This window comes from Candidatus Merdisoma sp. JLR.KK006, assembly GCF_036941035.1.
Lineage (GTDB): Bacteria > Bacillota > Clostridia > Lachnospirales > Lachnospiraceae > Laedolimicola.
Window position 1 is genome coordinate 40,026 of the sequence record NZ_JAYMNS010000013.1, and the last position, 25,710, is coordinate 65,735.

The window sequence follows — 25,710 nt, forward strand, 5'->3', positions numbered from 1 at the left end:
GGAAGACTTCATGAAAAAAGAATGGATTTTGTGGAATGCCCTAAAAGAGCCGGAGAGCATCATAAAAGACGAACGGATGGAACAAATTCAATGGAAAAGCTATTACTGGTGCTACCGGACATTGATTCGAATACTCATTTTTCTCATGATTTTCTGGCCGATGATACTTGACCTTTTAAAAAAATATTTGGGTGAAAGTTTGATTGGGGAGATGTTTTTTCAGCTTCTAACTTTTGGGATTATCTCAGTTATGGAAACAGGAAGATTCCTTTATAGCTGCTATTACGGAAATCAGGAATTTTATGAGAAAGGAAAAGGAAAATGGAATTTCTGGAGTTGCAGCTTGTCTATGGGAGCTTTTCCATGGCTCATGTTTTTCATTTTTTGCGGTGCAAAGCATCCGCTTCCATGGGTAATGGCAGTACTAGGAATCCTGCTGGCGGTTTTTCTCAGTCATTTGGCATATCTTCATTATGCCTTGTTGATTGATGAAGAGACAGGAGAAAAGGGACGTAGAAGCGAAGCATGGATCCCGAAAATGAAGACACCGTATACAGAGAATACTACCGGAAAGATCCGGACACCCTTGAATGGTATATGGCTGATCAGGGAAAATGGATTTCCGAGGAGGAATGGCTTCAGGCCTATACCGAAGAATGGACAACAGACATGCTCGATCATACATTCCACAACACACAGCCCATCTGCGGCCTTTTAGACATCACTCCCAAAACCGTAGAGGTCATTACAAAAGAATACCAGGACGGGAAAACCTGCTATACCATAATTTACAACAATAAATACAAGCAAGTAGCAGGAAGTCTGGAAAACAGTGATGAAATCAAAGAAGCAAAAGCCACAGAATCCTACACCATCAACGAATACGGTGTCCTTACAGAATACGAACGTATAGAAACCGGAACCATAAAAGCAACCAATGAGCCATGCACCATGCACTGCTCATTCACCATCCTAAGTGCCAACAGAGAAGCCATCCAGTTAGAAATAGATAGCCTAAAAAACCAATACCTCTATTAAAACCTATTTTTCATAACCAAACTTTTATAGACAAACCAGGGAGAATGGCAGGCCGGGGAGGGATTTCCAATATCCAAGCGTCCGCCTTTTCGAGACATCTGTATGATTTAGGCGAACAATGCCCCACAAGAACATTCAGAAAAGTTCAAAGCTTGGAGGGGGCATTGTCCGAATGAAGCATACAGATGTAACGAGAAATTGCGAACACAGGATATGGAAATTCCTCCCCGGCCTGCCATTCTCCCGTCCGTCTTAGAAAACCTAAATCATTGAAAATGACAAATCTTTCAAAACCGTTATATTTCAGAAAGAATCCAGAAATTTTCATGTGCTATACTCCCAATATAAGCACCAAACATTGCTGCATAGAAATCATATATAACCATATTCTGATTTCATTAAAATCAAAAATGGAGGAAAAAAACATGACCATTCTGGAAACAAAGGACCTGCGAAAGCATTACGGTTCCGGCGAAAACACAGTAAAAGCCCTGGACGGCGTAAACCTGAAGATAGAAAATGGCAGCTTCACTGCCATCGTAGGAACATCGGGAAGCGGCAAATCCACCCTGCTTCATATGCTGGGCGGCCTGGACCGTCCCACGGCGGGAAAAGTCCTGGTAGACGGCAAAGACATCTTTTCATTCAAGGAAGAAGCCCTGACCATCTTCCGACGAAGAAAAATCGGCTTCGTATTCCAAAACTACAACCTGGTACCGGTACTGAACGTAAAAGAAAACATCCTGCTTCCCATCGAACTGGACGGCGGCCGCCCGGATACAAAATACATCGGGCAGATCATAGATCTCCTTGGCCTGGAAGAAAAGCTGGAAAACCTCCCGGGAAACCTGTCCGGCGGACAGCAGCAGCGAGTGGCAATCGCCCGTGCCCTGGCCGGCAAACCGGCCATCATCCTTGCCGATGAGCCAACCGGCAATCTGGATTCCAAAACCAGCCAGGATGTTATGGGACTTTTAAAAGTTACCAGCCAGCGTTTCCATCAGACCATCGTTATGATTACCCACAACGAAGAGATAGCCCAGATGTCCGACCGCATCATCCGAATCGAGGACGGCCGAATCGTAAAGGACGGTGAGTAACATGCTGCGTGTAAAAAACAAAAAGACCATACGCCGTTTGGCAGACAGAAGCTTTGCGGCAAACAAAACCAGAAATATCATGGCAGTTATCGCAGTCATACTGACCACCCTGTTATTCAGCGCCCTGTTCACAGCAGCCATTTCCATAAAATATTCTACCGAGCAAAGCACTATGCGTCAGGTGGGCGGTTATGCCCACGGCGGCTTCAAGGAAGTAACAGATGAGCAGAAAGAGGCGCTTATCACTCATCCTCTCATAGAAAAATACGGGACAAATAAAGTGCTGACCGCCCTGCAGGATGGCATATTTTCTAAGGAAAGGGTGGAGGTGCGCTATTCGGATGATATTGGGGCAGACATGTACTTCTGCAAGCCCACAACCGGAAGCATGCCAGGAGAGAAGATGGAGCTTGCCACTGACACACGTATATTGGATCTGCTGGGGGTTCCCCATAAGGTGGGAGAGAAGATTACCGTCCCCTTTGTCTTTCATGGGGAAACACGGGAAGAAACCTTTACCCTAAGCGGATTCTGGGAACGTGACGAGGCGGCTATGGTCAGCGAAATGTGGCTGTCAGAAGCCTTTGTAGATGAAATGCTCTCGGAATATGAGCCGGATTCCATTATGGAATCAATGGGAGCCGGATTGTGGAATGTAAATATCTGCTTTAAAAACAGCCAGAACATCGAAGAAAATCTTCGGAAGATCGCAGAGGACAACGGTTATGACACCGAAGATCCCATGGCGGAAAATTATCTGCGCACAGGCGTCAACTGGGCATATTTAAGCACCCACACAGATACGGGCGGAGCGCTTCTGAATATAGGGGCAATCGCTGTTCTGTGCATGATGATTGTTTTGACCGGATATCTCATCATCAACAATATTTTTCAGATATCCGTGTCGGGTGATATTCGTTTCTATGGTCTCTTAAAAACCATCGGAACCACAGGACGGCAGATTAAGGCCCTGATCCGCCGTCAGGCGTTAAAGCTCTGTATTCTGGGACTTCCCCTGGGGATGATTGCAGGCTATCTGGCAGGAAATCAGATAACATCCCTGATTATGCGCAACATGTCAGAGGAGAAAGCCTACCTGACCTTAAATCCGTGGATATTCATTGGTGCGGCGCTGTTTTCCCTTTTTACCGTACTCCTTAGCTGCCGTAAGCCCGGAAAAATAGCGGCATCCGTCTCCCCGGTAGAAGCCGTGCGTTATGTAGAGGCATCTCCCTTAGGAAAACGTCTCCAAAGGAAAGAGAAAAGGGGATCCAGGATTTTAAACATGGCATTGGCCAATCTGGGACGAAGCAGGAAGCGGACTATCCTGGTAATCCTGTCCCTGTCCTTAAGCGTTGTCCTGCTCTACGGCGTAAGCGCCTTTTCCGCAGGCTTTGATATGAACAAATTTGTGGGCAAATTTGTGACAGCCGACTACCTGATTGCCAACAAAGATTTATTTAAAAGCATGTTCGGCAGTAAAAATCAGGAGCTTGATAAGACCGTTATCCAGACAGTGAACAGCCAGGAGGGGATCAAAGAAGCAGGACTCGTTTATTATGACACGGGGATTACCCATGCTTCCATGACAAAGGAGCAGTATCTTCGAACCTTGCTGGCAATACAGCTGCAGACCCTGGATGATGAAATACGGGCCATGAACGACAATGACTGGATGGAAGCGGCTGCCGATCTCTTCGGGCTGGATGAGGTTCCCTTTCAATATCTGGATTTTGTGGAGGGACAGGTGGATTATGAGGAGCTGAAAAAAGGAGATACCATTATTCAGCTTGTGCACAAGGATGATTATGGAGTTCCTTATCTGGAGAAGGCGCCCTACTCCGTGGGAGATAAAGTAACCCTTTCCTTTGCGGATGATTATGAATATATTGGAGACGATATGGATGCAGAGCTTATTGTCCATAAAAGTCATGAAAAGACCTATACCATCGGCGCAACAGCAGTACTGCCTAACTCCCTGTCATTACGCAGGTATGGCGGAGTTGACTTTGCTATGGCTTCGGATGTGCTCAAAGGGGAAAAAGGTGATGACGCTACCCGCATGTGCTATATACTGAATATGGAGGAAGATGCTGTTCCGGCAATGGAGGACTTTCTTGAGCAGTATACGAAAGAGATCGATCCGTCCCTTGATTTTGAATCGAAAAAGAGCTACAGCGATCAGTTTCAGTCTTTCCGCCGGATGTTTCTCCTTGTGGGCGGATCCGCCAGTCTGGTGGTGGCGCTGGTAGGCATCTTAAATTACATCAACGCCATTGTGACGGGAATCCGTGCAAGACGCCGGGAGCTTGCGGTGCTTCAAAGCATCGGCATGACCGGGCGCCAATTAAAAGAGATGCTGATTTTAGAGGGCTCTACTTATGGGATCCTGGCCATCCTTTTGTCCCTGCTCTTAAGCCTTGTACTGCAGGGACTCGTTCTGAGACAATTGGAGCACCTGCTCTGGTTTTTTACGGCAAAATGGATCTGGGCGCCGATTTTTGGAATGCTGTTTGTATTTTTGGCTCTGGGCGTTGTGATTCCCGTACTGGCTTACCGCATCGTGGAAAGGCAGAGCGTGGTAGAGCGTCTGCGTGAGGCGGAGTAAGGCGGATGTCTGCTTTGACTTTGGAAAAACACTTTTTATGCAAATAATATTGAATGTGAAAGAGAAACGGGTTGTATGTTATGCATGGTCCTTGGGGCATAAGTAAACTGCTCGTTTCTTTTTTGCGTTCCTGATAGAAAAATTATCATGAAAGAATCATAAGAAATTAAAACGAAATAGTTAAAAATTCTATCTTTTATTTTTGCTCTAAAGATGTTAATATAGGACTTAGGAGATTGTCCCAATCACGGCAGTGATTTAGCTGTTATGCCAGACAGCGTAAGCCGTGGGAAGGACAAGCTTCCGGCGTAAGCCAAAAAAGAAAAAGGAGAGAAACATATGAAAAAGAAATTACTGGCAGTATTATTGACTGCGGCAATGGTGGCGACCATGGCTGCATGTGGGGGAGGCTCTTCGGATCAGGGAACGGAAGCACCGGCAGAAGGCAGTGAGCAGGCCGGTGATGATGCAGAGGCACCTGCAGAATCTGACGCAGAGGCTCCATCCGGAAACGGCGCAGACTTTAAGATTGGTCTGATTACAGACGTAGGCGGCGTAAATGACGGTTCTTTCAACCAGTCCGCATGGGAGGGCCTTCAGAGAGCCATCTCAGAATTAGGCGTTGAGGCTAATTATCTGGAGTCCAAGACAGACGCAGACTATGCTCCCAACATTGAGGCATTTGTGGATGAGGACTATGATCTCATTATCTGTGTAGGCTATATGCTTGCAGATGCTACCAAGGCAGCGGCAGAGGCTAATCCGGATGTGAAGTTCGCTATCATTGATGATGCTACCATCGAGCTTGACAATGTAAGCTGTCTGATGTTCAAGCAGGAGCAGGCTTCCTACCTGGTAGGTTATGTAGCCGGACTTATGACAGAGAAGAACAACATCGGCTTTGTAATCGGTATGGCTAATGACAACATGAACCTGTTCGGATACGGTTACTGCGCAGGTGCACTGGATGCCAATCCGGATGTAAAGATCCAGCAGTTTAATGCAGACTCTTTTGCAGATCCGGCAGGCGGCAAGAGCAATGCCAACACAGCAATTACCAACGGTGCGGACATTATCTTCCATGCGGCAGGCGGAACCGGTCTTGGCGTTATTGAGGCATGTAAGGAAGCGGACGGCGTTTATGCAATCGGTGTGGACAGTGATCAGTCCAGTCTGGCACCGGAGACAATTATCACTTCTGCTATGAAGAGAGTGGACAATGCCGTATACGATGCGGTAGAGGCTCTGATCGGAGGAACTCTGGAGAGCGGCGTACATACTTATGACCTGGCAGCAGGCGGTGTTGATATTGCACCTACACAGGATCTGCTTCCGGCTGAAGTAATCTCAGCAGTTGAGGAAGTGAAAGAAAAGATCGTCAGCGGTGAGGTAGTTGTACCATCTTCACAGGAAGAGTTCGAAGCTGCACACGGCGATGTATATGAGCTGGATTAATCTTCTTTAACAGGAACGGCTTCATATGCTTTAAGAAAAGAATGAAATAGTGTGAGCGCCGGGGCAGCTTTTTGTTTGCAGGATGAAAGCGGTCCTGGCGTTCTGCTTTTTGGTGCACAGATACTTGCAGATGCTTGCGGGTGTCCGGCACGGCAGGCGGGAAAGGTTTTCCGGCAGAATTTAAAAAAGGGATAAAGGAGGTAGGGGGAGTGGGAAAAGTGAGCCACATGGATGAAAGTAAAACGGTCATCCAAATGAAAGACATTGTAAAGAAATTTGGGGATTTTACAGCCAACGACCACATCAACCTGACGGTGCACAAAGGGGAGGTCCACGCCATTTTAGGGGAGAACGGTGCAGGCAAAAGCACTATGATGAACGTGCTCTGCGGCCTGTATAAGCCTACCAGCGGACAGATTTTTATCAATGAAAAAGAAGTTCAGTTTTCCAGCCCCAAGGAAGCCATTGATATGGGAATCGGCATGGTTCATCAGCATTTTATGCTGATTCAGCCATTTACGGTTGCGGATAATATCATCCTTGGAGTGGAACCGGTAAAGGGTTTGGTAGTTGATCACCAGACGGCCCGTGAAAAGGTTGTGGAATTATCAGAACGTTATGGGATGAAAGTAGATCCGGATGCCAAAGTGGAGGACATTTCCGTTGGTATGCAGCAGCGTGTGGAAATTTTGAAAGTGCTTTACAGGGGAGCAGACACGCTGATTCTGGATGAGCCTACGGCTTCCCTGACACCTCAGGAGATCGAGGGACTTATGGAGATTATTGAGAACCTTACGGCAGACGGAAAGAGTGTGATTCTCATTACCCATAAGCTGAAAGAGATTACGGCCTGTGCGGACACCTGTACCATTATCCGCCAGGGAAAATACATTCGTACCGTAAAAGTGGACGAGGTCAATGAAAATGAACTGGCGGCTATGATGGTAGGCCGTGATGTGAATTTTGCAGTGGAAAAGAAAGAAATGATTCCCGGTGAGATTGTTCTTGAGGTCAAGGATATCCATGCAAAGGATTACCGGGATGTGGAGATATTAAAAGGGTTCAATCTGAATGTAAGAAGAGGCGAGATTGTAGGACTTGCCGGTGTGGACGGCAACGGTCAGACGGAGCTTGTGGAGGTACTGACGGGACTACGCAGGGCAGACGCCGGAGAGGTAAGGATTCTCGGAAAGGATGTATTTAACAAATCTCCCAGAGAGACTTTTGAAAGCGGAATCTCCAGTATTCCGGCAGATCGCCAGAAGCACGGACTGATTCTGGATTTTTCCAATGAGGACAATCTGATTCTTCAGCATTTTGAGGAAGAACCATTTTCCAGTAAGAGGATTCTGAACCGGAAAGCCATTCGTGAGCATGCACTGGAGCTTGAGGAAAAGTTTGATATCCGGCCCAGAGGCAGTGCCGGTGCTCCGTCAGGAACTCTTTCAGGTGGAAATCAGCAGAAAGTTATCATAGCCCGGGAGGTAACCAACGATAAGGATCTTCTGATTGCGGTAAATCCTACCCGTGGTCTGGATGTGGGTGCTATTGAGTTTGTACATAAATATCTTGTTGAGCAGAGAAATAAGAACAAAGCGGTACTTTTGGTATCCTTTGAACTGGATGAGATTATGAGCCTGTCGGATCGGATTGAGGTTATTTTTGACGGACAGATAACGGGAAGTGTGGCCGGAAAAGATGCGGATGAGAAAGAGCTTGGCTTTATGATGGCAGGAGGTAAGAAGCATGAATAAAAAGAAAAGTATTTTGGAAAGTAATGTATTCTATACTCTGATTGCCATTCTGGCAGGTTTCATTATCGGAGCAATCTTTTTGATGATTGCAGGCATTAGCCCGGCTGTGGCGTATGGAAAGCTGTTTAGCAGTATTTTTGGAAAATCCAAGTATCTGGTGTGGACCTTGATCTATGCAAGTCCTCTGATTTTTACCGGACTGAGCGTAGCCTTTTCTTTCCGGACGGGCGTGTTTAATATCGGAGCTGAGGGACAGTTTGTAGTGGGGGCTCTGACTGCCTGCTGCATCGGAATTCTTGTGGACGTTCCGGCATGGATTCATGTGCCGCTGTGTATCATCGGGGCTGCGGCGGCAGGATGTATCTGGTCTTTGTTCGTAGGCATTTTAAAAGTAAAACGGGGAATCCATGAAGTGCTTTCTTTTATTATGTTTAACTGGATTGCTTTCTATCTCTCCAATTACGTGGTGAATCTGTCGGTGATTCACAAGGAGGGCGGCGGCGAAGCCACCAAGGATGTTCTGGATTCTTCCAGAATCCTGTTCCCGGAGGGGCTTCGAAAAGCCCTTGACTGTACTTCCGCCAACTGGGGCATTGTTCTGGCTGTTGCGGCGGCAATTATTATCTGGATTATCATTGAGAAGACGACGCTTGGTTATAAATTAAAAGCCGTAGGATTTAACAGCAACGGAGCCCTGTATGGAGGAATCAATGCGGACGCTTCCATACTGACAGCCCTTGGAATCTCCGGTGCCCTGGCAGGACTTGGGGGTGCGGTGCAGATTCTGGGAATGGCAGGACGGTTAAGCCAGTTTGCAGGTCAGGAGGGCTTCGGGTTCGAGGGAATCACGGTAGCCCTTATCGGCTCATCCAGTCCCATCGGATGTATTTTCTCAGGTCTTTTCTATGGAGCCATGAAGTACGGCGGATCAAAGCTCAGTATGGTGAAAGCGCCCTCTGAGGTTGTAAATATTATTATGGGATGTGTCATTCTCTTTATTGCCATTTCCCATGTGTTCCGTACGTTGTTTGCACGCTTTATAAAAAAGGAGGGAAAGTAGAATGGATGTCTTAATTAAAAATCTTGGTCTGCTTATCAACGCAACACTGATCGCTACGCCGCCTCTTTTGCTGGCAGCACTGGGCTCCTGCTTCTCAGAACGCAGCGGTGTTGTAAACATTGGAATTGAGGGGATGATGACAATCGGGGCCTTTACGGGGGCTGTTATGGGACTTGTATCCGGAAACGGCTGGATTGCCTTTTTCTGTGCAGGTCTGGCCGGGGCCTTATTTGGCGTGATTCATGCGGTGGCATGTATTTCCTTCCATGCGGATCAGACCATTGCCGGAACGGCCATTAATTTCCTTGGACCCGGTCTTGCGGTGTTTCTCTGTAAGGCAATGTTTGATAATTCTTCGGATACGCCGGCTATGGATACAAGCTGCAAGCTGCCGAAGCTCTTTGAGGGAGTATTTCCCACCGGATCATTCTGGAGTAATGTGCTGAATGTTTATTCTATGGCATATTTGGTGTTTATCGTGGCCTTTGTATGCTGGTTTGTCTTTTATAAGACAAAGTTCGGCACACATTTAAGGGCGGTGGGCGAGCATCCGGAGGCATGTGAATCCCTGGGTATTGACGTGTACAAGGTACGCTATATCTGTGTGATTCTTTCCGGCTTTATGGCAGGACTTGGCGGAGCCTTTGTGACGCTGGCTACAATCAACCAGTTTCGGCCCAGTGTTATCGTCGGACAGGGCTTTATTGCTATTGCGGCGGTTATTTTCGGAAAGTTCTCTCCGGGTGGCGCTATGAAAGCCTGCCTGCTGTTCGGGCTTTGCAGCGGCATTAAGACACTGGCGGGACAGAGCAATACCATTTCCCCCAATCTGGTCTCCATGATCCCGTATATTGTGACCATTCTGGCACTTGTACTCTTTGTAGGAAAGGCTCATACGCCGGCGGCAAATGGAAAGATCTTTGTGAAGTCGAAATAAAATATAAAAAGGGAAATGAATTCTTCTGTTAAGGGGGGCATCTGCAGGGGGTGCGGAACAAAAAACAGTAAAAGCCTGGACAGTGCCAGATGGATATTCGGACGGTATTTAACGGCCGAACATCCATCTATATAAAGGGTGCTGGCAGGGCTTAAGCGGAACTAGGATAAAAAGTTGGAATAGGAGTGATGAATAATGAGAGATATTTCTATGGAACGTGTAAATGAAACCAGGAAAAGGATTCTGGAGATTATTGAGAGTCCCACCCTGACTCATGAGCAGAAGCTGACCAATCTTGCAGGCCAGGCAGACTCTCTGATGGAGGTTCTGGATCTGCCGGAGGGACTGGATGAGCTTCTGAATGTGGGAATTGACAAGCAGTGCATCTGCGACCTTTCGGAGGGCCATGCGCCTGTGCGCCCCCGCTATATTGCGCCGGACTATGCCAAGTTTATGAAAGAGGGCTGTGAATTCCTGCAGCTTCCTGCCCCCGCAGATCTCTATGAGGCACTGAACGGTCTTTTGATCTTCTACAAGCATGTGCCCAGCGTTACCAATTATCCCGTTTACGTGGGGCAGCTGGATGAGCTTTTGGAGCCTTTTATTGACACCGTGGATGAGGAACAGGCAAAGAAGCTTCTTCGTATGTTTATGATTCATGTGGATCGCACGGTTCTGGATTCTTTCTCCCATGCCAATATCGGCCCGAAGCCTACCAAGGCAGGGCGGCTGCTTCTGGAGGCAGAGACGGAGCTTGAGCATGCGGTGCCCAATCTGACCCTGAAGTATGAGGAGGGAGTCACGGATGATGACTTTATGCTGAAAGCCATTGACTGTGCCCTCCACAGTGCAAAGCCAAGCTTTGCCAATCACAAGATGTTTAAAAGCGAGCTTACCGAGCAGTACGTGATTGCAAGCTGCTACAATGGACTGCCTTTGGGCGGCGGCTCCTATACCCTCTGCCGGCTGATTTTGGGTAATATTGCTAAGAGAGCCAAAAATATTCAGGATTTTAAGGAGAGAGAGCTTCCCTATGTGATGGACATTATGGCAAGGTATATGGATGCCAGAGTCCGCTTCGAGGTGGAGGAAAGCGGCTTCTTTGAGAATCATTTCCTGGTAAAGGAGGGCTTTATCCGCAGAGACCGCTTTACGGCTATGTATGGCCTTGTGGGGCTTGCGGAGTGTGTAAATCTTCTGTTGGAGAAAGAGGGTAAGACGGGCAGGTTCGGACATGATGAGTATGCCAATAACCTTGGCGTGGAGATTATGAACCAGATCGATGCCTTTAATAAGCAGCATGAGGCTCCTTACTGCGAGGTAACCGGAGGACATTATCTGCTTCATGCACAGGTGGGGCTTGCGGAGGATCAGCATGTGACTCCGGGAACACGGATTCCCATTGGGGAAGAGCCCCAGGAGTTGATTGAGCATCTTCAGGTTATCAATCGGTTTCATAAGTATTTCCCATCCGGAACGGGAGATATTTTCCCCATTGATCTGACGGTACACAGGAATCCGGAATTTGTTCTTGATATTATTAAGGGCGCTTTCCGGCAGGATTTGAGGTATCTGTCTTTCTATTCCAGCGACAGTGATGTGATCCGTGTTACGGGGTATCTGGTAAAACGTTCCGAGATGGAGAAGCTGGACAGCGGCCTTGCTGTGCTTCAGAATACCACAGGGCTGGGCTTGGGAGCTTCTAAGAACGGGCATATTTTGGAGCGAAAGATTCGATAGAGAGAAATTATGTAACTTTACCCTTTAGTGCCATCATGCAGTGATTTTAATAGGAGGAACAGATTATGAATTATTCGGAAGATGCCAGCAAACAATATCATATTCAGGCAGGTCAGGGGGACGTGGGGAAATATGTGATTCTTCCGGGAGATCCCAAGCGTTGCGCAAAGATTGCCGCCTATTTTGACGATGCGGTTCTTATGGCGGACAGCCGGGAATACGTCACTTATACAGGATATTTGGATGGAGTTAAGGTAAGTGTAACCTCTACCGGAATCGGCGGCCCCTCCGCATCCATTGCCATGGAAGAGCTGGTAAATGCAGGAGCAGACACCTTTATCCGTGTGGGAACCTGCGGAGGTATGCAGCTGGATGTAAAGAGCGGTGATCTGGTGATTGCCACCGGAGCTATCCGCATGGAGGGAACCAGCAGAGAGTATGCGCCCATTGAGTTTCCGGCTGTGGCGGATATCGGCATTGTCAATGCTCTGATTGCATCTGCCAAGGAGATGGAAAAGGATTATCATGCGGGAGTTGTCCAGTGCAAGGATTCCTTTTACGGACAGCACTCACCGGAGACAAAGCCTGTAAGCTATGAGCTTTTGAATAAGTGGGAGGCGTGGAAGCGTCTTGGCTGCCTTGCTTCTGAGATGGAGTCTGCGGCGCTGTTCGTGGCAGCAAGCGCTCTGCATGTACGTGTAGGCTCCGTATTTCTGGTAGTTGCCAATCAGGAGAGGGAAAAGGAGGGGCTTGAGAATCCGGTGGTTCATGATACGGATATGGCAATCCGGACAGCGGTAGCGGCACTTCGCAAGCTAATTAAGGAAGATGTAGCGGCCTCAAAGAAATAGGGTATCCCTTTATGCACAAGAAACATGTGCAAATTAAGGAAAGGAGAAAATGCGTTTTGGGGAAATATAAACGTGTGTTTGTAGTAGTGGTAGATTCTCTGGGCGTTGGAGAAATGACGGATTCCAAAGAATACGGGGATGTGGGAGTGAATACCTTAGAGCATATTTCAGCCTCTGTGGATTCCTTTGAGATCCCCAATCTGAAACGCCTTGGACTGGCTAATTTATGCACCTTAAAACAGGTGGAACCGGTAGAAGCTCCCTTGGCTTATTACACAAAGATGAATGAAAAAAGCCGCAGCAAGGATACCATGACCGGACACTGGGAGATTATGGGTCTTGAGGGGAAGCAGCCCATGAAGACCTTTACGGACACAGGATTTCCGCCGGAGCTGATTCGGGAGCTGGAGGAACGGACGGGCCATAAGGTGATCGGCAACAAGAGCGCCAGCGGAACGGAGATTCTGGAGGAGCTTGCAGAGGAAGAGATTGCCACAGGCCATATGATTGTCTATACTTCCGCCGACTCGGTGCTGCAGATCTGCGGAAATGAAGAGACCTTTGATTTAAAGGAGCTTTACCGCTGCTGCGAGATTGCAAGGGAAATCACTATGAAAGACGAGTGGAAAGTTGGCCGGGTAATCGCAAGGCCCTATGTGGGGAAGAAACGTGGGGAGTTTAAGCGGACCAGCAACCGTCATGACTATGCCTTAAAGCCTTTTGGGAAAACGGCTTTGGATGCTTTGAAAGATAATGGTCTGGATGTGATTTCCGTTGGTAAGATCAAGGATATCTTTGACGGGGAGGGCATCACCCGGGCTTTGAAGTCCCAAAGCTCCGTGCATGGCATGGAACAGACCATTGAGATTGCAAAGGAGGATTTTCATGGTCTGTGCTTTGTGAATCTGGTGGATTTTGATGCTCTGTGGGGCCATAGGCGGAATCCCGCGGGCTATGCCCAGGAGATTGAAAAGTTTGATAAGAATCTCGGCGTGCTTATGGAGCTTCTGAAAGAGGACGATCTTTTGATTATTACAGCAGACCATGGAAATGATCCTACGTATACCGGAACGGATCACACAAGGGAAAAGGTGCCGTTTTTGGCTTACTCGCCCTCTATGAAAGGCCATGGAATGTTACCCGAGACAGATACCTTTGCCGTGATTGGCACAACCATAACGGATAACTTCGGTATTCCCATGCCAGATGGAACCATTGGAACCTCTCTTCTTAAGAAGCTTGTATAAATGGTATTTCGGGAGCTTGTGGAAAAACCATATTCCGGTGCATCTTTTGTACAGGAGAAGCCGGCGAAAGGTATACCAGGATTTAGAAAAGGAGACTACGGCAGATGAAAGCAGTCGTAAATCGGATTATCCCTTTCAGCAGCGTGGACGGCCCCGGCAACCGGACAGCCATCTTTCTGCAGGGCTGCAATATCAACTGCAAATACTGCCACAATCCGGAGACAAGGGGCATGTGCAAAAACTGCGGCGTCTGTGCAGATAATTGCCCTGCAGGGGCATTGGCATTGGAGGCGGGAAGGGTTCATTTTGACGGGACAAAATGCGTCCAGTGCGATACCTGTATCCATGTCTGCCCTTATGACAGTTCTCCGAGAACGGAAGAACTGACGCCCCAGGAAGTATTTGAGCGGGTAAGGAAGCAGATGCCCTATATCCGGGGAATTTCCGTGTCCGGAGGGGAGTGCATGCTGCAGCCGGAATTTCTTACGGAGTTGTTTTCACTGGCAAAGGAGGAGGGGCTTAGTACCTTAATTGACAGCAATGGGACCATTCCTTTTCAGGAGTATCCTAAGCTTGTGGAGGTTACGGACGGCGTCATGCTGGATATCAAAGCCTTTGACTGTGAAGAGCATAAGAACGTAACAGGGACAGGCAATGAGACGGTTCTTGAAAATGCGGTCTGGCTGGCGGAGCATAAGAAGCTTTATGAGGTGCGGGCCGTGATCGTTCCGGGGCTCTATGACACGGAGAACAGTATCCGTAAAATGGGTGAGTTTCTGGCACCTTATCTGGCAGTTCAGGAGTTTCGGATAAAAGTGATTGCCTACCGGCCAATGGGGGTCAGGAGAGAATTTGCCAATTATCAGGTGCCCAGTCAGGATTACTTAAACAAATTGGCGGATATTCTGCGGGAATATGGTTTCCGTGAGATTATTCTTATTTGAAAGGAGAAAAGCGTATGTCTAATGTACCAACACCACACAATAGCGGAAAAATGGGCGATTTCGCCAAAACAGTTCTGATGCCGGGAGATCCCTTGCGGGCAAAATATATTGCCGAGACGTATCTTGAGAATCCCAGACAGGTAAACGGCGTGCGGAATATGCTGGGCTTTACGGGAACCTATCATGGAAAGGAAATTTCAGTAATGGGAGCCGGTATGGGAATGCCCTCTATTGGAATTTATTCTTATGAGCTTTATAATTTTTATGATGTGGACAATATTATCCGCATCGGATCCGCGGGAGGACTGCAGGATTGCGTTAAGGTTATGGATGTAGTTATCGGCATGGGGGCCTGCACGGATTCCAATTATGCTTATCAGTTCGGACTTCCGGGAACCTTTGCACCTACTGCGGATTACGGGCTGTTAAGCCGGGCCGTTGAGATTGCAAAAAAGCAGGGGACCAATGTGGTTGTGGGAAATGTATTGTCCTCGGATGTATTTTACAATGCGAAAAGCGATGTCAATGACCTGTGGAAAAGCATGGGAGTGCTGGCGGTGGAGATGGAAGCGGCAGCACTTTATATGAATGCGGCCAAGGCCGGGAAGAAAGCCCTCTGCCTGCTGACTATTTCCGATCATATTTATACGGGAGAGGCATTGAGCGCTGAGGATCGGCAGGTTGGATTCGGAAAGATGATGGAGATTGCGTTGGAACTGGCGTAAAAGGAAATTAGAATTATAAACAGTACCTCTTAGGTTAAACTGAAAGGATGTTACGGAACTGGGAACAGTAACATCTTTTCAGTGTGCAAATCAATTTACAGACACATGCTCTTGTGGCAGGGAATTGATTTAGGTAAAGGTGCACTGAAAGGATGTTACGGAACTGGAATAAGAATAGGAGAACAGATAGAATGGAAACAAAAAAAATATTAGGACACGTGGATCATACCCTGCTGACACAGACGGCTACCTGGGAGGAAATCCGGCAGATTTGCGATGATGCCATTGCTTATGGGACGGCATCCGTATGCATTCCCCCCAGCTATGTGAAGCAGGCTAAGGAATATGTGGGGGACAAGATGGCAGTCTGCACGGTGATTGGATTCCCCAACGGATATATGACCACGGCGGCCAAGGAGTTTGAGACAAAGGATGCACTGGCCAACGGGGCGGACGAGATTGATATGGTGATCAACATTGGCTGGGCAAAGGATGGAAAGTTTGATGCCATAGAGGAAGAGATCCGCACTTTAAAAGCAGCCTGCGGGGAGAAAATTTTGAAAGTTATCATTGAGACTTGCCTTTTGACAGAGGATGAGAAGATTGAGCTCTGCCATGCGGTAACAAAGGCAGGAGCAGATTTTATCAAGACGTCTACAGGCTTTTCTAAGGCCGGGGCTGCCTTTGAGGATATTGAGCTGTTTTCTGAGCATATCGGTTCCGGTGTGCGGATGAAAGCGGCCGGAGGCATTTCCTCTATGGAGGATGCGGAAAAGTTTCTTGAGCTTGGGGCGGATCGTCTGGGGACGAGCCGGATCGTAAAGATCGTAAAAAACGAGCAGGCTACGGGGTATTAAGTAAGATAAGAAACAGACTTTTCCAGAGCATATCAAGTAGAAATACTTGGTATGCTCAATTTATAAAGGTTAGAGAAGTACTATATAATTACTAAGGGATTTCCATAGGATAACAACTGTCAAAGCAAGCCTTGCACAAGGGCAGCCCATCCACGGCTGCATCCAGATCCTCCACACGCATGTACCCAAGGGAATCAGCGCCGATCATCCGGCGGATTTCCTCAACGGAATGGGAGGCAGCCAAAAGCTGCTGGTTGGAGGGAACATCCGTACCAAAGTAGCAGGGATAGAGAAAGGGCGGAGAGCTGATTCTTACATGTACCTTGCCTGCCCCAGCCTGCTTTAAGAGGCGGATTAGGTTGGCGATGGTGGTGCCCCGGACTATGGAGTCATCGACCAGAACCAGATTTTTTCCTTTTACGGCAGCTTCCAGGACGCTCAGCTTCAGGCGCACGCTGGATTCCCGTTCTTTTTGGGTGGGCTTGATGAAAGTTCTGCCTACATAGCTGTTTTTGTGAAAGGCCAGACCAAAGGGAATGCCGGAAGCTTTCGCAAAGCCCTGGGCGGCAGCGATTCCGGAGTCGGGAACACCGGTTACAAGGTCGGCATCTGCCGGATATGCTTTGGCTAAAGCAGCACCGGCTTTTAACCGGGATTCGTAGACGGAGATCTTGTCAAGAGTACTGTCAAGACGGGCAAAGTAGATATATTCGAAGATACAATGAGCCTGTTTCTTCTGGCATAATTCCAGATTGGAGGCAATGCCTGTACGGGAGATGGTTAAGATCTCTCCAGGGAGTATATCTCGAACAAACCGGGCTCCCACGGCGCTCAGTGCGCAGCTTTCTGAAGCAATCATATAAGAATCTCCCCGCTTTCCCAGACAGAGGGGTTTTAGGCCAAAGGGATCCCGGACGCCGATAAGCTTTCTGGGACTGGCAATGACGAGACCATAGGCACCCCTGATTTTGGAGGCGGTCTTTTGGAGCGCTTCCTCCACGGATTTTGTATGTACTCTTGCACGGGCGATGTGATAGGCAATCACTTCGGAGTCCGTAGTAGTTTGGAAAATGGCGCCTGTGCGGACAAGCTCTTCCCGAAGCTCTTTCGTATTCACCAGATTTCCGTTGTGGGCCAGAGCGAGGGTACCTTTGATATAATTTAGTACAAGGGGCTGGGCATTGTTCAGATCCGAAGCGCCTGTAGTGGAGTAGCGGACATGTCCTACCCCCAGATTTCCTTTTAATTCGTTTAACCGGGTGTCGGAAAATACCTCATGGACAAGGCCCATGCCCTTGTGGACGTTCATATTACCCATGGGGCCGTCTGTGTCACAGACAGCGATACCGCAGGATTCCTGCCCCCGGTGCTGGAGGGAGGCAAGGCCATAGTAAATGGAGCCGGCCGCATCCGTTCCGTCCGGATTGTAGATTCCAAACACGCCGCATGCTTCCTTGATGCGTGGTTCTTCCATATGGTTTGTTGTTTCACAAAAATGTTCTTTCATATGAATCCTCGTTATGAACAATGTTATATTTCCTTTCTGAATACCTCAAGTGAACATGCATAAGCACGTTCACTTGAGAATAAAAGTAGGAGGTTTTTCAATTTATATATTGTGTTACAGAGAGAATAGAAGCTGATCGTAAGTAGGATAGGGAAGCATCGTATCCGGAATCAGGGCTTCCGCCTTATTTGCAGCTTCTGCCAGCTCATCCATTTTTCCAAGCAGCTCCAGATGACAGATCTGAGCAGCTTTTAAGGTATCCCCTGTGGATACGGCCTTTTCAATCAGAGCCTTCAGCTCCTTAAGCCCATCTGTGAGAGCAGCATAGGTCTTTGTAAGGCCGGATACAAGGGCTTCCTCGGAATCCATGGAAAGTCCGGGCATAAATGCCTTTTTGGAAGCGGCATTTTTGGCGGTCTCTCCTGCATAGGCATTGACTGCCGGCAGGAAATCCTTGGTCAGCATCTCATCTAAGGTACGGGCCTCAATCAGTACGGTCTTTGTATAGTTCTCCAACAGAATCTCATAGCGGGAGAAGATTTCTTCCTTTGTAAAAATGTGATGTCTGGTAAATAGCTCCACATTTTTATCCGCAATAAACCGGGGCAGGCAGTCCGGTGTGGATACCAGATTGTAAAGGCCCCGCTTTTTGGCTTCCTCCACCCATTCTTCTGAATAGCCGTTTCCGTTGAAAATGATCTTCTTATGCTTCTCAATAGCATTTTTCAAAAGTGCATGAACAGCCTGCTCCATGTCTTCCGGCTTTGTGCCCTCAAGCTCCTTGTAGAACTGGGACAGAGCCTCGGCAACGGCAGTGTTCAGTACAATGTTGGGCGTTGCTACGGAAGCGGAGGAACCCAGCATACGGAATTCGAATTTATTTCCGGTAAAGGCAAAAGGCGATGTACGATTCCGGTCGGTATTATCCTTTACAAAATGGGGCAGCACATGGGCGCCGATATCGATTTGGACGGCTTCCTGTTTCCCCATATGGGAATCATTCTCAATGGATTTTAAAACGGCAGTAAGCTCATCTCCAAGGAAAATGGATACGATGGCCGGGGGCGCTTCGTTGCCTCCCAGACGGTGATCGTTTCCTGCGCTGGCGGCGGAGATACGCATCAGGTCCGCATAGTCGTCAACAGCCTTGATAACTGCCATCAAGAATACCAGGAAAGGCAGGTTCTTGGCAGGCGTCCGTCCGGGATTCAGAAGATTTACGCCCTCGTTGGTGACCAGAGACCAGTTGTTGTGCTTGCCGCTTCCGTTGATTCCCTGGAAAGGCTTTTCGTGAAGGAGGCAGACCATGTTGTGCTTTTCGGCTACCTTTTTCATAATTTCCATGGTAAGCTGGTTGTGGTCTACGGCCACATTTGCGGTGTCAAAGACAGGGGCAAGCTCGTGCTGGGCGGGAGCTACCTCGTTGTGCTTGGTTTTTGCCGGAATTCCAAGCTTCCACAGCTCCACATCCAGATCGTGCATGTAAGCGGATACCTTTGGCTTTAAAGCGCCGAAGTAGTGGTCCTCCATCTCCTGGCCCTTGGGAGCCGGAGCGCCGAAGAGGGTTCTTCCGCAGAAAATCAGGTCTTTTCTCTTTTTGTACAGATCCTTGTCTACCAGAAAGTATTCCTGTTCCGGCCCGATGGTGGTGGAAACCCTTGTGACAGTATCATTTCCAAGAAGATGCAGTACCTTTACGGCTTCTTTGCTTAAAGCTTCCATGGAGCGAAGCAGGGGCGTCTTCTTATCCAGAGCTTCTCCGCTGTAGGAGCAGAAGGCTGTGGGGATGTATAGGGTCTTATCCTTGATAAATGCCGGAGAAGTCGGGTCCCAGGCGGTGTAGCCTCTGGCTTCAAAGGTGGCACGCAGGCCTCCGGAGGGGAAGCTTGAAGCGTCAGGCTCGCCCTTTACCAGCTCTTTTCCGGAGAAGTCCATAATAACCTCCCCCTCTCCGGCAGGAGCGATGAAGCTGTCATGCTTTTCCGCCGTGAAGCCGGTCATGGGCTGGAACCAGTGGGTGTAGTGGGTGGCGCCATTTTCTACGGCCCATTCTTTCATGGCTACGGCTACGGAGTTTGCCACGTCCAGCTCCAGATGGGTGCCGTTCTCAATGGTTTTCCGCAGGGCCTTGTACATATCCTTTGGCAGCTTGCTGCGCATGACCTTGTCGCCAAATATCATACTTCCGTATAATTCGGGGATTTCTTTGTTCATAATTTTCTTCTCCTCTCCTTTGGGATTCTGAAACAATCCCGGATCAAAAAAGGAGCCTCGGGCAGATGCCCAAAGCTCCGTTGCTTACGAAATGTAGTATACTCTAAAATTTTAGAATGTCAAGAGGAAATTTGAAAAAATTTTTTTGAATTTGATTTTAAATGCTCTTTGCTTTGCGGTGAATATACCTTGTATTGACGAGATAATTTGTGAATAATATAATGTTTTAAAGAAAGGGAACGATTACAAATAGGGGGGACATTTGCTTGAAAATAAATATTTTAGAAATTAAAGATATTGTCAATTGTGTATGTGACAAATTTATTGAAAATAACGGAAATTACCTTGAAACAGAACAGGATTATTTTTGGTATGTAGATATGGAGCAGGCACTTGATTTTCAAAAGAAACCCAGTTCTTTGTGCGTTGGCTCTTTGGAAGATGATTATAGGGCGTTAAAGGAAATTGTAAAGGATAAAAGAATTATAAATATTCTTGATTTGGACAGAGTATCCGACTTGTTTAAAATCATTTCTTATGAAGTGGAAAAGAGTGGAAGTAAGATGATGTAAAATGTTGCTGGTATAGCAAACAATTGTAAAGAAAAAAGAAAGGATATAGAGTAAATATGGGAAACGATCATTATAAAAAAATAAGCAAATTCATTAGCCTTGTCCTGCGTCACAATCCGGATGCGGCAGGGATCAGCCTGGACGATCATGGCTGGGCGGATGTAAAGGAATTGATTCAGGGGGTTAATGAAACAGGAAGAGCACTGGATTTAGAGACGTTAAAGGAGATTGTCCGCACCAATGATAAGAAGCGGTTCAGCTTTAATGAGGACGGTACAAAAATCAGAGCCAACCAGGGCCACAGCATTCAGGTTGATGTGGAGTTAAAGCAGGCCGTACCTCCAGACGTCCTGTATCATGGTACGGCGACACGATTTTTGGGAAGTATTTTGAATGCAAAGGAGGGACTGAGGGCGGGGAGCAGACTGTATGTTCATTTGTCAAAAGACTACGGTACCGCAGTGAAGGTAGGCATGCGGCATGGGGTTCCCGCAGTGCTTAAGGTTGATGCCAAAAGAATGATGAAAGAGGGATATACGTTTTATCTGTCAGAAAACGGGGTGTGGCTGGTGGAGAAAGTTCCGGTAAAATATTTGGAACGGGCACTGGAACCGGAGGAACCAAAGGCGGAGCCATAAATTTATGGTTTGCCGTGAGTGAAGACATAAATGATATTTTATGGATGGATATTGTTGAAATGGAGTATTATACTTTGGAGGAATGGAGAGCTTCATCAAGTTATAGGAATTTTGAGTGAGTATCTTAAATTATTACAAAAAGCGAGAGCTATAACTAAATGGACAGACGAGGAATTGCAAGGGATTTATGAATTTGAGCAGCCTGTAAACCTGAATACCTGATGTGATTAGATTTTATCACATAGGAAAAATATAAGGGATTATTTATAGTATGGAAAACATAGAACCTATACTGAGAGATTATATTAAAAATGTAGAAGCCGCATGCAGCAGCTTGTTAAAAAGTATCAACCGTTCCGAAAACATTGATTTAAGATTATGAGTGATGAAATATTAAAACATCTTTTTTAGCACAATATTATCAGACAGGATGGCAGTTTGGCTAAGATAAATAGAGATAAGCAATGAAAGAATCATATACAAAAAGAAGCAACTTTAGTTGCTTTTTTCTGCGAAAGTGTTATATTATACTTAGAGAAAGACCACTTTTATACAAAAAAGTAATGATATGGTATTTACGAAAACCGTACATGATGGATAAAAGGTTTGAAATTTAAGCTTTAAGTGGAGGTATTGTATGGAAAATGAATTTACAAAACCTGAGAGTCCCTTTCTGCTGCTGACAGAAGACGCAGATGGAAAGGTATCTTATTGCTGGTGGGATAATGAAGCGGGACTTCAGGAAGATGCGGTCAAAAGAAGAAAAGAGGGGGAACAGATCATCTGTGCAATCGAAATTTCTTCCAGCAGAGATGTAGAAATTCCGCCTGAGTATGGAGCGGCTGATTTTACCAAGGAAGTCAAGCCAGCTTATGATGATGCAAAAGAAAGAGGATTTGACAGCATTATTTTGGCAGTAGATACAGATACGGAACAGACCTATTATTTCTATGATATGGAGGATGGAATTCAGTGCAATGAATTTGATAGCTGCTTTGATGATCTGGATTCTGCCGTAGAAGCGCTATTTAAGGAAAGAATGGTTGGAAAGCCTGTAGATATTCGAATCGAATAGGTAATGTATTGAATATTTATACATAATTGCAGCGATTTTTAGATGACAATATAAGGAATTCTTGAGTGAAATAGAGAAATTTCCAAGTAAAATAGAGTGTAAAGTCTTTTGACGAATGATAAGGGCTTTACACCTTTTTTCATTTACCCCAAAAGCTGCATATGATAAAAGGAGCGATTATGTGGCAACTGACATTTTTAATATTTATACTGTCATTCTGTATTTTTGCAGGAATTATGCTGCGTGAGCCAAGGACCCTGTGGAGCGGCATTTCCTTTTTCCTGATGCTCATGTGGCTGGCGCTTTTTGTGCTTTTCTTTTTCTCGCAATACGCAGACTGGCTGGCAGAGCATAAGGCGGTTCTTACCCTGATGGCTGCTTTGTTCATTTCGGCATCTCTTTTTATTCTGGTTTTTCCGGTGCTTCTTATGATCCTGTTTTTTGTGGAGGGACTTAAAATTATCCGCCATGAGGGAAAGAAACCGTCCAATCTTTTATCTCTGCTGTTTTCTATCCTGCTCTGTGCTTACCTGTTTGTATGGCCGATGGTGGGGACCATGAGGAAAGACGCTTTCAGCACAAGGATCTATATGGCAGTCACGCTTTTCGTGCTGTATCTCTTGGCATTAATGGCCATGTATGCCCTTTCCGCCATTTTGAACCTGATTCATCTGAAAAGGAGGAGACGGTTGGATTATATTGTTGTCCTTGGATGCGGAATCAGAGGGAAGAAAGTAACGCCTCTGCTTGCGGCCCGGATAGACAAGGGCATAAGGCTTTTGCGGTACAATCCCAATGCCCGGATGATCCTCTCCGGCGGACAGGGACCGGGAGAGGAGATACCGGAGAGTGAGGCCATGGCAGTCTATGCAGTCCAAAAAGGCGTGGACAAGGATAGAATGATAATCGAACGGGAATCCGTATCAACAGAGGAGAACCTTTTATTTTCAAAAAGACTCATGGAGAAAGAGAAGCCGAAAATAGCGATTGTCACTACGGCATACCATGTGTTCCGTGCTTTGATCCTTGCCAGAAAGCAGGGAATGAAATGTGTGGGCTTTGGAGCTAAGACGAAATGGTATTTTACGCTAAATGCATGGATTCGTGAGTTTGTGGGGTATTTAAGCCTTACATGGAAAAGACATGCGATTGTCATGGCTGCGCTGGCGTGGTGTGTGCTGATGTTCACATAAAAAATGTCAGCTGCTTATCAGCATTTGCGGTCCTATTTCATAGAAACTAAAAATAGAATTGAATATTTTAAAACTTTGTGATAACCTATCATAGGAAAAAGCAGGATATGATGAATAGCCTGCCCTCAGCGGATTCACTTTTCCTGTTTAAAATATGATTAAACGAGAGGAAGATAAGACATGAAGTCGATCAAATCAAAAATTCAATTTAGTATGCTGTCAGTGGTATTGGTTGGATCAATATTGATCGGAGTAATCACAGCGATTTTAAACGCCAGGGGAATCGATGAGACGATGACCAAGACCCTGGGTCCTGCAACGCAGATGGCTGCGGATGCGGTAGAATGGCGGATGAATAACTATTGGACAGCTCTGCAGGAGGCGGCCGCCTCCGATATTTTCCGGGAGTCTGAGCCTACCGCTTCAGAATTAGTTCCTGTTCGTGATGATATAGCCAGCCGCAATGGCTTTCTCTATACCGGCAAGATGGCTGCGGACGGTTCTTCCTCCACAGGCTACAATTATGCCGAAGAAGATTATTTTAAACAGTGTAAGGAGACTATGAAGCCTTATATATCTGATATTATGAATGATGGCGAGCAGATGATCTTTCTGTTGGAAGTTCCCATTATTACTGACGGTCGTTTTGACGGCATCGTTTATGGCGGCATCGACGCTGACTTTTTGTCAGATATTGTCGTGAATCTGGCCATGGGCAACGACGGGGTGGCTTATGTGCTGGATAATAAGGGCAATGTTATCGGACACCGGGAGAGGTCCGTGGTGGAGGAAGGATCGAATATGATTGAGGCGGCCAAGACGGATTCCAGCGTTGCGGACGTGGCAGCAGTAAATCAGCGTATGATTCAAAGAGAGACCGGCTTTGGCAGTTACAATTTCTACGGAGACAATAAATTCGTGGGTTTTGCACCCATTGGAGGAAATCAGGAATGGAGCATTGCGATTGAGGCCAGCCAGCGGGAATTTAAATCCACGCTGGATCGAAGCATCCTGCTTACGGTGCTGGTAGTGATTCTGGTCGTAATTGCAACTTTCCCGGTGGCGGTAAAGGTTGGAAGATCCATTTCCGGTCCCATAGCAGCCTGCATTAAACGTTTGGAGGAGTTGGCGGACGGCGATTTGCAGACACCGACGCCTGTAGTGAAATCCAAAGACGAGACTGCTGAATTGACAAAAGCTCTGGATGAAACGGTCAGCCGGTTGAATGACATGGTACAGGATGTGTCCTATCATTTAAGCAAAATGGGCCAGGGAGATTTTCGTGAGGATATTACACGTACATATTGGGGAGACTTTATAGCAATTGAAAAATCCATCAAGGCAATCCACAGTTCCCTTAAGGATACGCTTTTCCAGATCAGTCAGTCTGCCGGAATGGTGGCGGACAGTGCCGGGGAGGTATCAAATGGTGCTCAGTCCTTAAGCCAGGGAGCGACCCAGCAGGCAAGTGCCATCCAGGAGCTCTCCACTACGGTTGCCAGCATTGCGGAAAATGCCCGTCAGACTGCGAAAGCGGCTGAGGAAGCGGGAGATTTTGTAAAGCAGGCAGGAGAGCAGCTTGGCATCAGTGTAGATTATGTAAAAGAACTGAATATGGCCATGGAGAAGATTTCCAGTTCATCCACGGAAATCAGCAAGATCATTGATGCCATTGAGAATATTGCTTTCCAGACGAATATTCTGGCTTTGAATGCTGCTGTGGAGGCGGCACGGGCAGGCAGTGCGGGCAAAGGCTTTGCAGTAGTGTCTGATGAAGTCCGCAACCTTGCTTCCAAATCCGATGAGGCAGCCAAGGCTACAAAAGAACTTATTGAAAGCTCTATTGCCGCAGTGATGGAAGGAGATCAGGTGGTGAACAAGGTGACAGATTCACTGGATAGGAGCAACTCGATTTCCCAAAATGTGACCACAAAAATGAATGCTGTCGTGGAAGCGGTAGAGAATCAGACAAATGCGATTTCTCAGGTTACAGAGGGGATTGACCAGATTTCCGCCGTTGTCCAGAGCACCTCGGCCACTTCAGAGAAAAGTGCCACAACTTCACAGGAGCTGTCCGACCAGTCCATACTGATGAATAATCTGGTACGCAAATTCCGGCTGAAATAATGGTTGACAAATAAAAAAGATAGGTATATTATAAATAAAATTGTATATTTGGTATATAAAATGTGTTG

Annotated in this window: 21 protein-coding genes and 1 other annotated feature (1 of these 22 cut by a window edge); of the genes, 19 read left to right on the forward strand and 2 right to left on the reverse strand. The window is 46.9% G+C overall.

Going from position 1 to position 25,710, the window contains the following annotated elements; all coding sequences use genetic code 11:
* The first annotated feature begins 10 nt into the window (after positions 1 to 10).
* The 14 genes from VSQ61_RS11695 to deoC all read left to right on the forward strand — a co-directional run bounded on the left by VSQ61_RS11695 (position 11) and on the right by deoC (position 16,316).
* Positions 11 to 718, forward strand: coding sequence for a hypothetical protein (locus VSQ61_RS11695; RefSeq protein ID WP_334344604.1), 708 nt, complete (start codon positions 11 to 13; stop codon positions 716 to 718).
* Positions 670 to 1,038 carry a hypothetical protein gene (locus VSQ61_RS11700; RefSeq protein ID WP_334344605.1) on the forward strand — a complete coding sequence of 123 codons (369 nt, stop codon included), beginning with the start codon at positions 670 to 672 and terminating at the stop codon, positions 1,036 to 1,038. The genes VSQ61_RS11695 and VSQ61_RS11700 overlap by 49 nt, the downstream gene beginning before the upstream one ends.
* Before the next feature lie 425 nt (positions 1,039 to 1,463).
* Entirely contained in the window at positions 1,464 to 2,138 is a 675-nt protein-coding gene (locus VSQ61_RS11705; protein ID WP_334344606.1) for an ABC transporter ATP-binding protein, read from the forward strand.
* A gap of 1 nt (position 2,139) precedes the next feature.
* Positions 2,140 to 4,746, forward strand: a complete 2,607-nt coding sequence (locus VSQ61_RS11710) for an FtsX-like permease family protein (protein ID WP_334344607.1) — start codon at positions 2,140 to 2,142, stop codon at positions 4,744 to 4,746.
* 339 nt (positions 4,747 to 5,085) lie between these two features.
* On the forward strand, positions 5,086 to 6,201 hold the full coding sequence (locus VSQ61_RS11715; protein ID WP_334344608.1) for a BMP family lipoprotein: 1,116 nt from the start codon (positions 5,086 to 5,088) through the stop codon (positions 6,199 to 6,201).
* 227 nt (positions 6,202 to 6,428) lie between these two features.
* Positions 6,429 to 7,955, forward strand: a complete 1,527-nt coding sequence (locus tag VSQ61_RS11720) for an ABC transporter ATP-binding protein (RefSeq protein ID WP_334344663.1) — start codon at positions 6,429 to 6,431, stop codon at positions 7,953 to 7,955.
* Entirely contained in the window at positions 7,948 to 9,015 is a 1,068-nt protein-coding gene (locus VSQ61_RS11725; protein WP_334344609.1) for an ABC transporter permease, read from the forward strand. The genes VSQ61_RS11720 and VSQ61_RS11725 overlap by 8 nt, the downstream gene beginning before the upstream one ends.
* 1 nt (position 9,016) lies before the next feature.
* Positions 9,017 to 9,952, forward strand: coding sequence for an ABC transporter permease (locus VSQ61_RS11730; protein WP_334344610.1), 936 nt, complete (start codon positions 9,017 to 9,019; stop codon positions 9,950 to 9,952).
* Positions 9,953 to 10,147: 195 nt separating this feature from the next.
* Positions 10,148 to 11,692: a YjjI family glycine radical enzyme gene (locus VSQ61_RS11735; RefSeq protein WP_334344611.1), complete on the forward strand. Its 1,545-nt coding sequence runs from the start codon at positions 10,148 to 10,150 to the stop codon at positions 11,690 to 11,692.
* A gap of 65 nt (positions 11,693 to 11,757) precedes the next feature.
* Positions 11,758 to 12,543 carry a uridine phosphorylase gene (gene udp, locus VSQ61_RS11740; protein WP_502877033.1) on the forward strand — a complete coding sequence of 262 codons (786 nt, stop codon included), beginning with the start codon at positions 11,758 to 11,760 and terminating at the stop codon, positions 12,541 to 12,543.
* A gap of 11 nt (positions 12,544 to 12,554) precedes the next feature.
* Complete coding sequence (locus VSQ61_RS11745) at positions 12,555 to 13,790, forward strand: phosphopentomutase (RefSeq protein ID WP_502877034.1); 1,236 nt, start codon at positions 12,555 to 12,557, stop codon at positions 13,788 to 13,790.
* 104 nt (positions 13,791 to 13,894) lie between these two features.
* A complete protein-coding gene (locus tag VSQ61_RS11750; protein WP_334344613.1) occupies positions 13,895 to 14,734 on the forward strand; it encodes a YjjW family glycine radical enzyme activase in 840 nt (279 codons plus the stop codon).
* Positions 14,735 to 14,748: 14 nt separating this feature from the next.
* Positions 14,749 to 15,459: a purine-nucleoside phosphorylase gene (gene deoD / locus VSQ61_RS11755; protein WP_334344614.1), complete on the forward strand. Its 711-nt coding sequence runs from the start codon at positions 14,749 to 14,751 to the stop codon at positions 15,457 to 15,459.
* Positions 15,460 to 15,650: 191 nt separating this feature from the next.
* Entirely contained in the window at positions 15,651 to 16,316 is a 666-nt protein-coding gene (gene deoC, locus VSQ61_RS11760) for a deoxyribose-phosphate aldolase (protein ID WP_334344615.1), read from the forward strand.
* Positions 16,317 to 16,407: 91 nt separating this feature from the next.
* Here the strand turns inward: deoC and purF are convergent, their stop codons facing one another.
* Positions 16,408 to 17,823, reverse strand: coding sequence for an amidophosphoribosyltransferase (gene purF, locus VSQ61_RS11765; RefSeq protein WP_334344616.1), 1,416 nt, complete (start codon positions 17,821 to 17,823; stop codon positions 16,408 to 16,410).
* Between the two features lie 114 nt (positions 17,824 to 17,937).
* Positions 17,938 to 20,037 (reverse strand): glutamine synthetase III family protein, encoded by a 2,100-nt coding sequence (locus VSQ61_RS11770; protein WP_334344617.1) that lies wholly within the window; start codon positions 20,035 to 20,037, stop codon positions 17,938 to 17,940.
* Between the two features lie 266 nt (positions 20,038 to 20,303).
* Here VSQ61_RS11770 and VSQ61_RS11775 point away from each other — a divergent pair, with 266 nt between their 5' ends.
* The 5 genes from VSQ61_RS11775 (at position 20,304) to VSQ61_RS11795 (ending at position 25,642) form a co-directional block, all read left to right on the forward strand.
* A complete protein-coding gene (locus VSQ61_RS11775; RefSeq protein WP_334344618.1) occupies positions 20,304 to 20,609 on the forward strand; it encodes a hypothetical protein in 306 nt (101 codons plus the stop codon).
* Between the two features lie 56 nt (positions 20,610 to 20,665).
* Positions 20,666 to 21,247, forward strand: coding sequence for an RNA 2'-phosphotransferase (locus VSQ61_RS11780; RefSeq protein WP_334344619.1), 582 nt, complete (start codon positions 20,666 to 20,668; stop codon positions 21,245 to 21,247).
* 637 nt (positions 21,248 to 21,884) lie between these two features.
* Positions 21,885 to 22,322: a hypothetical protein gene (locus VSQ61_RS11785; RefSeq protein WP_334344620.1), complete on the forward strand. Its 438-nt coding sequence runs from the start codon at positions 21,885 to 21,887 to the stop codon at positions 22,320 to 22,322.
* A gap of 179 nt (positions 22,323 to 22,501) precedes the next feature.
* Positions 22,502 to 23,515, forward strand: coding sequence for a YdcF family protein (locus tag VSQ61_RS11790; protein ID WP_334344621.1), 1,014 nt, complete (start codon positions 22,502 to 22,504; stop codon positions 23,513 to 23,515).
* Positions 23,516 to 23,695: 180 nt separating this feature from the next.
* Positions 23,696 to 25,642 (forward strand): methyl-accepting chemotaxis protein, encoded by a 1,947-nt coding sequence (locus VSQ61_RS11795; protein WP_334344622.1) that lies wholly within the window; start codon positions 23,696 to 23,698, stop codon positions 25,640 to 25,642.
* A 56-nt stretch (positions 25,643 to 25,698) separates the two neighbouring features.
* Positions 25,699 to 25,710: a binding site (T-box leader), on the forward strand (it continues 241 nt past the right edge of the window).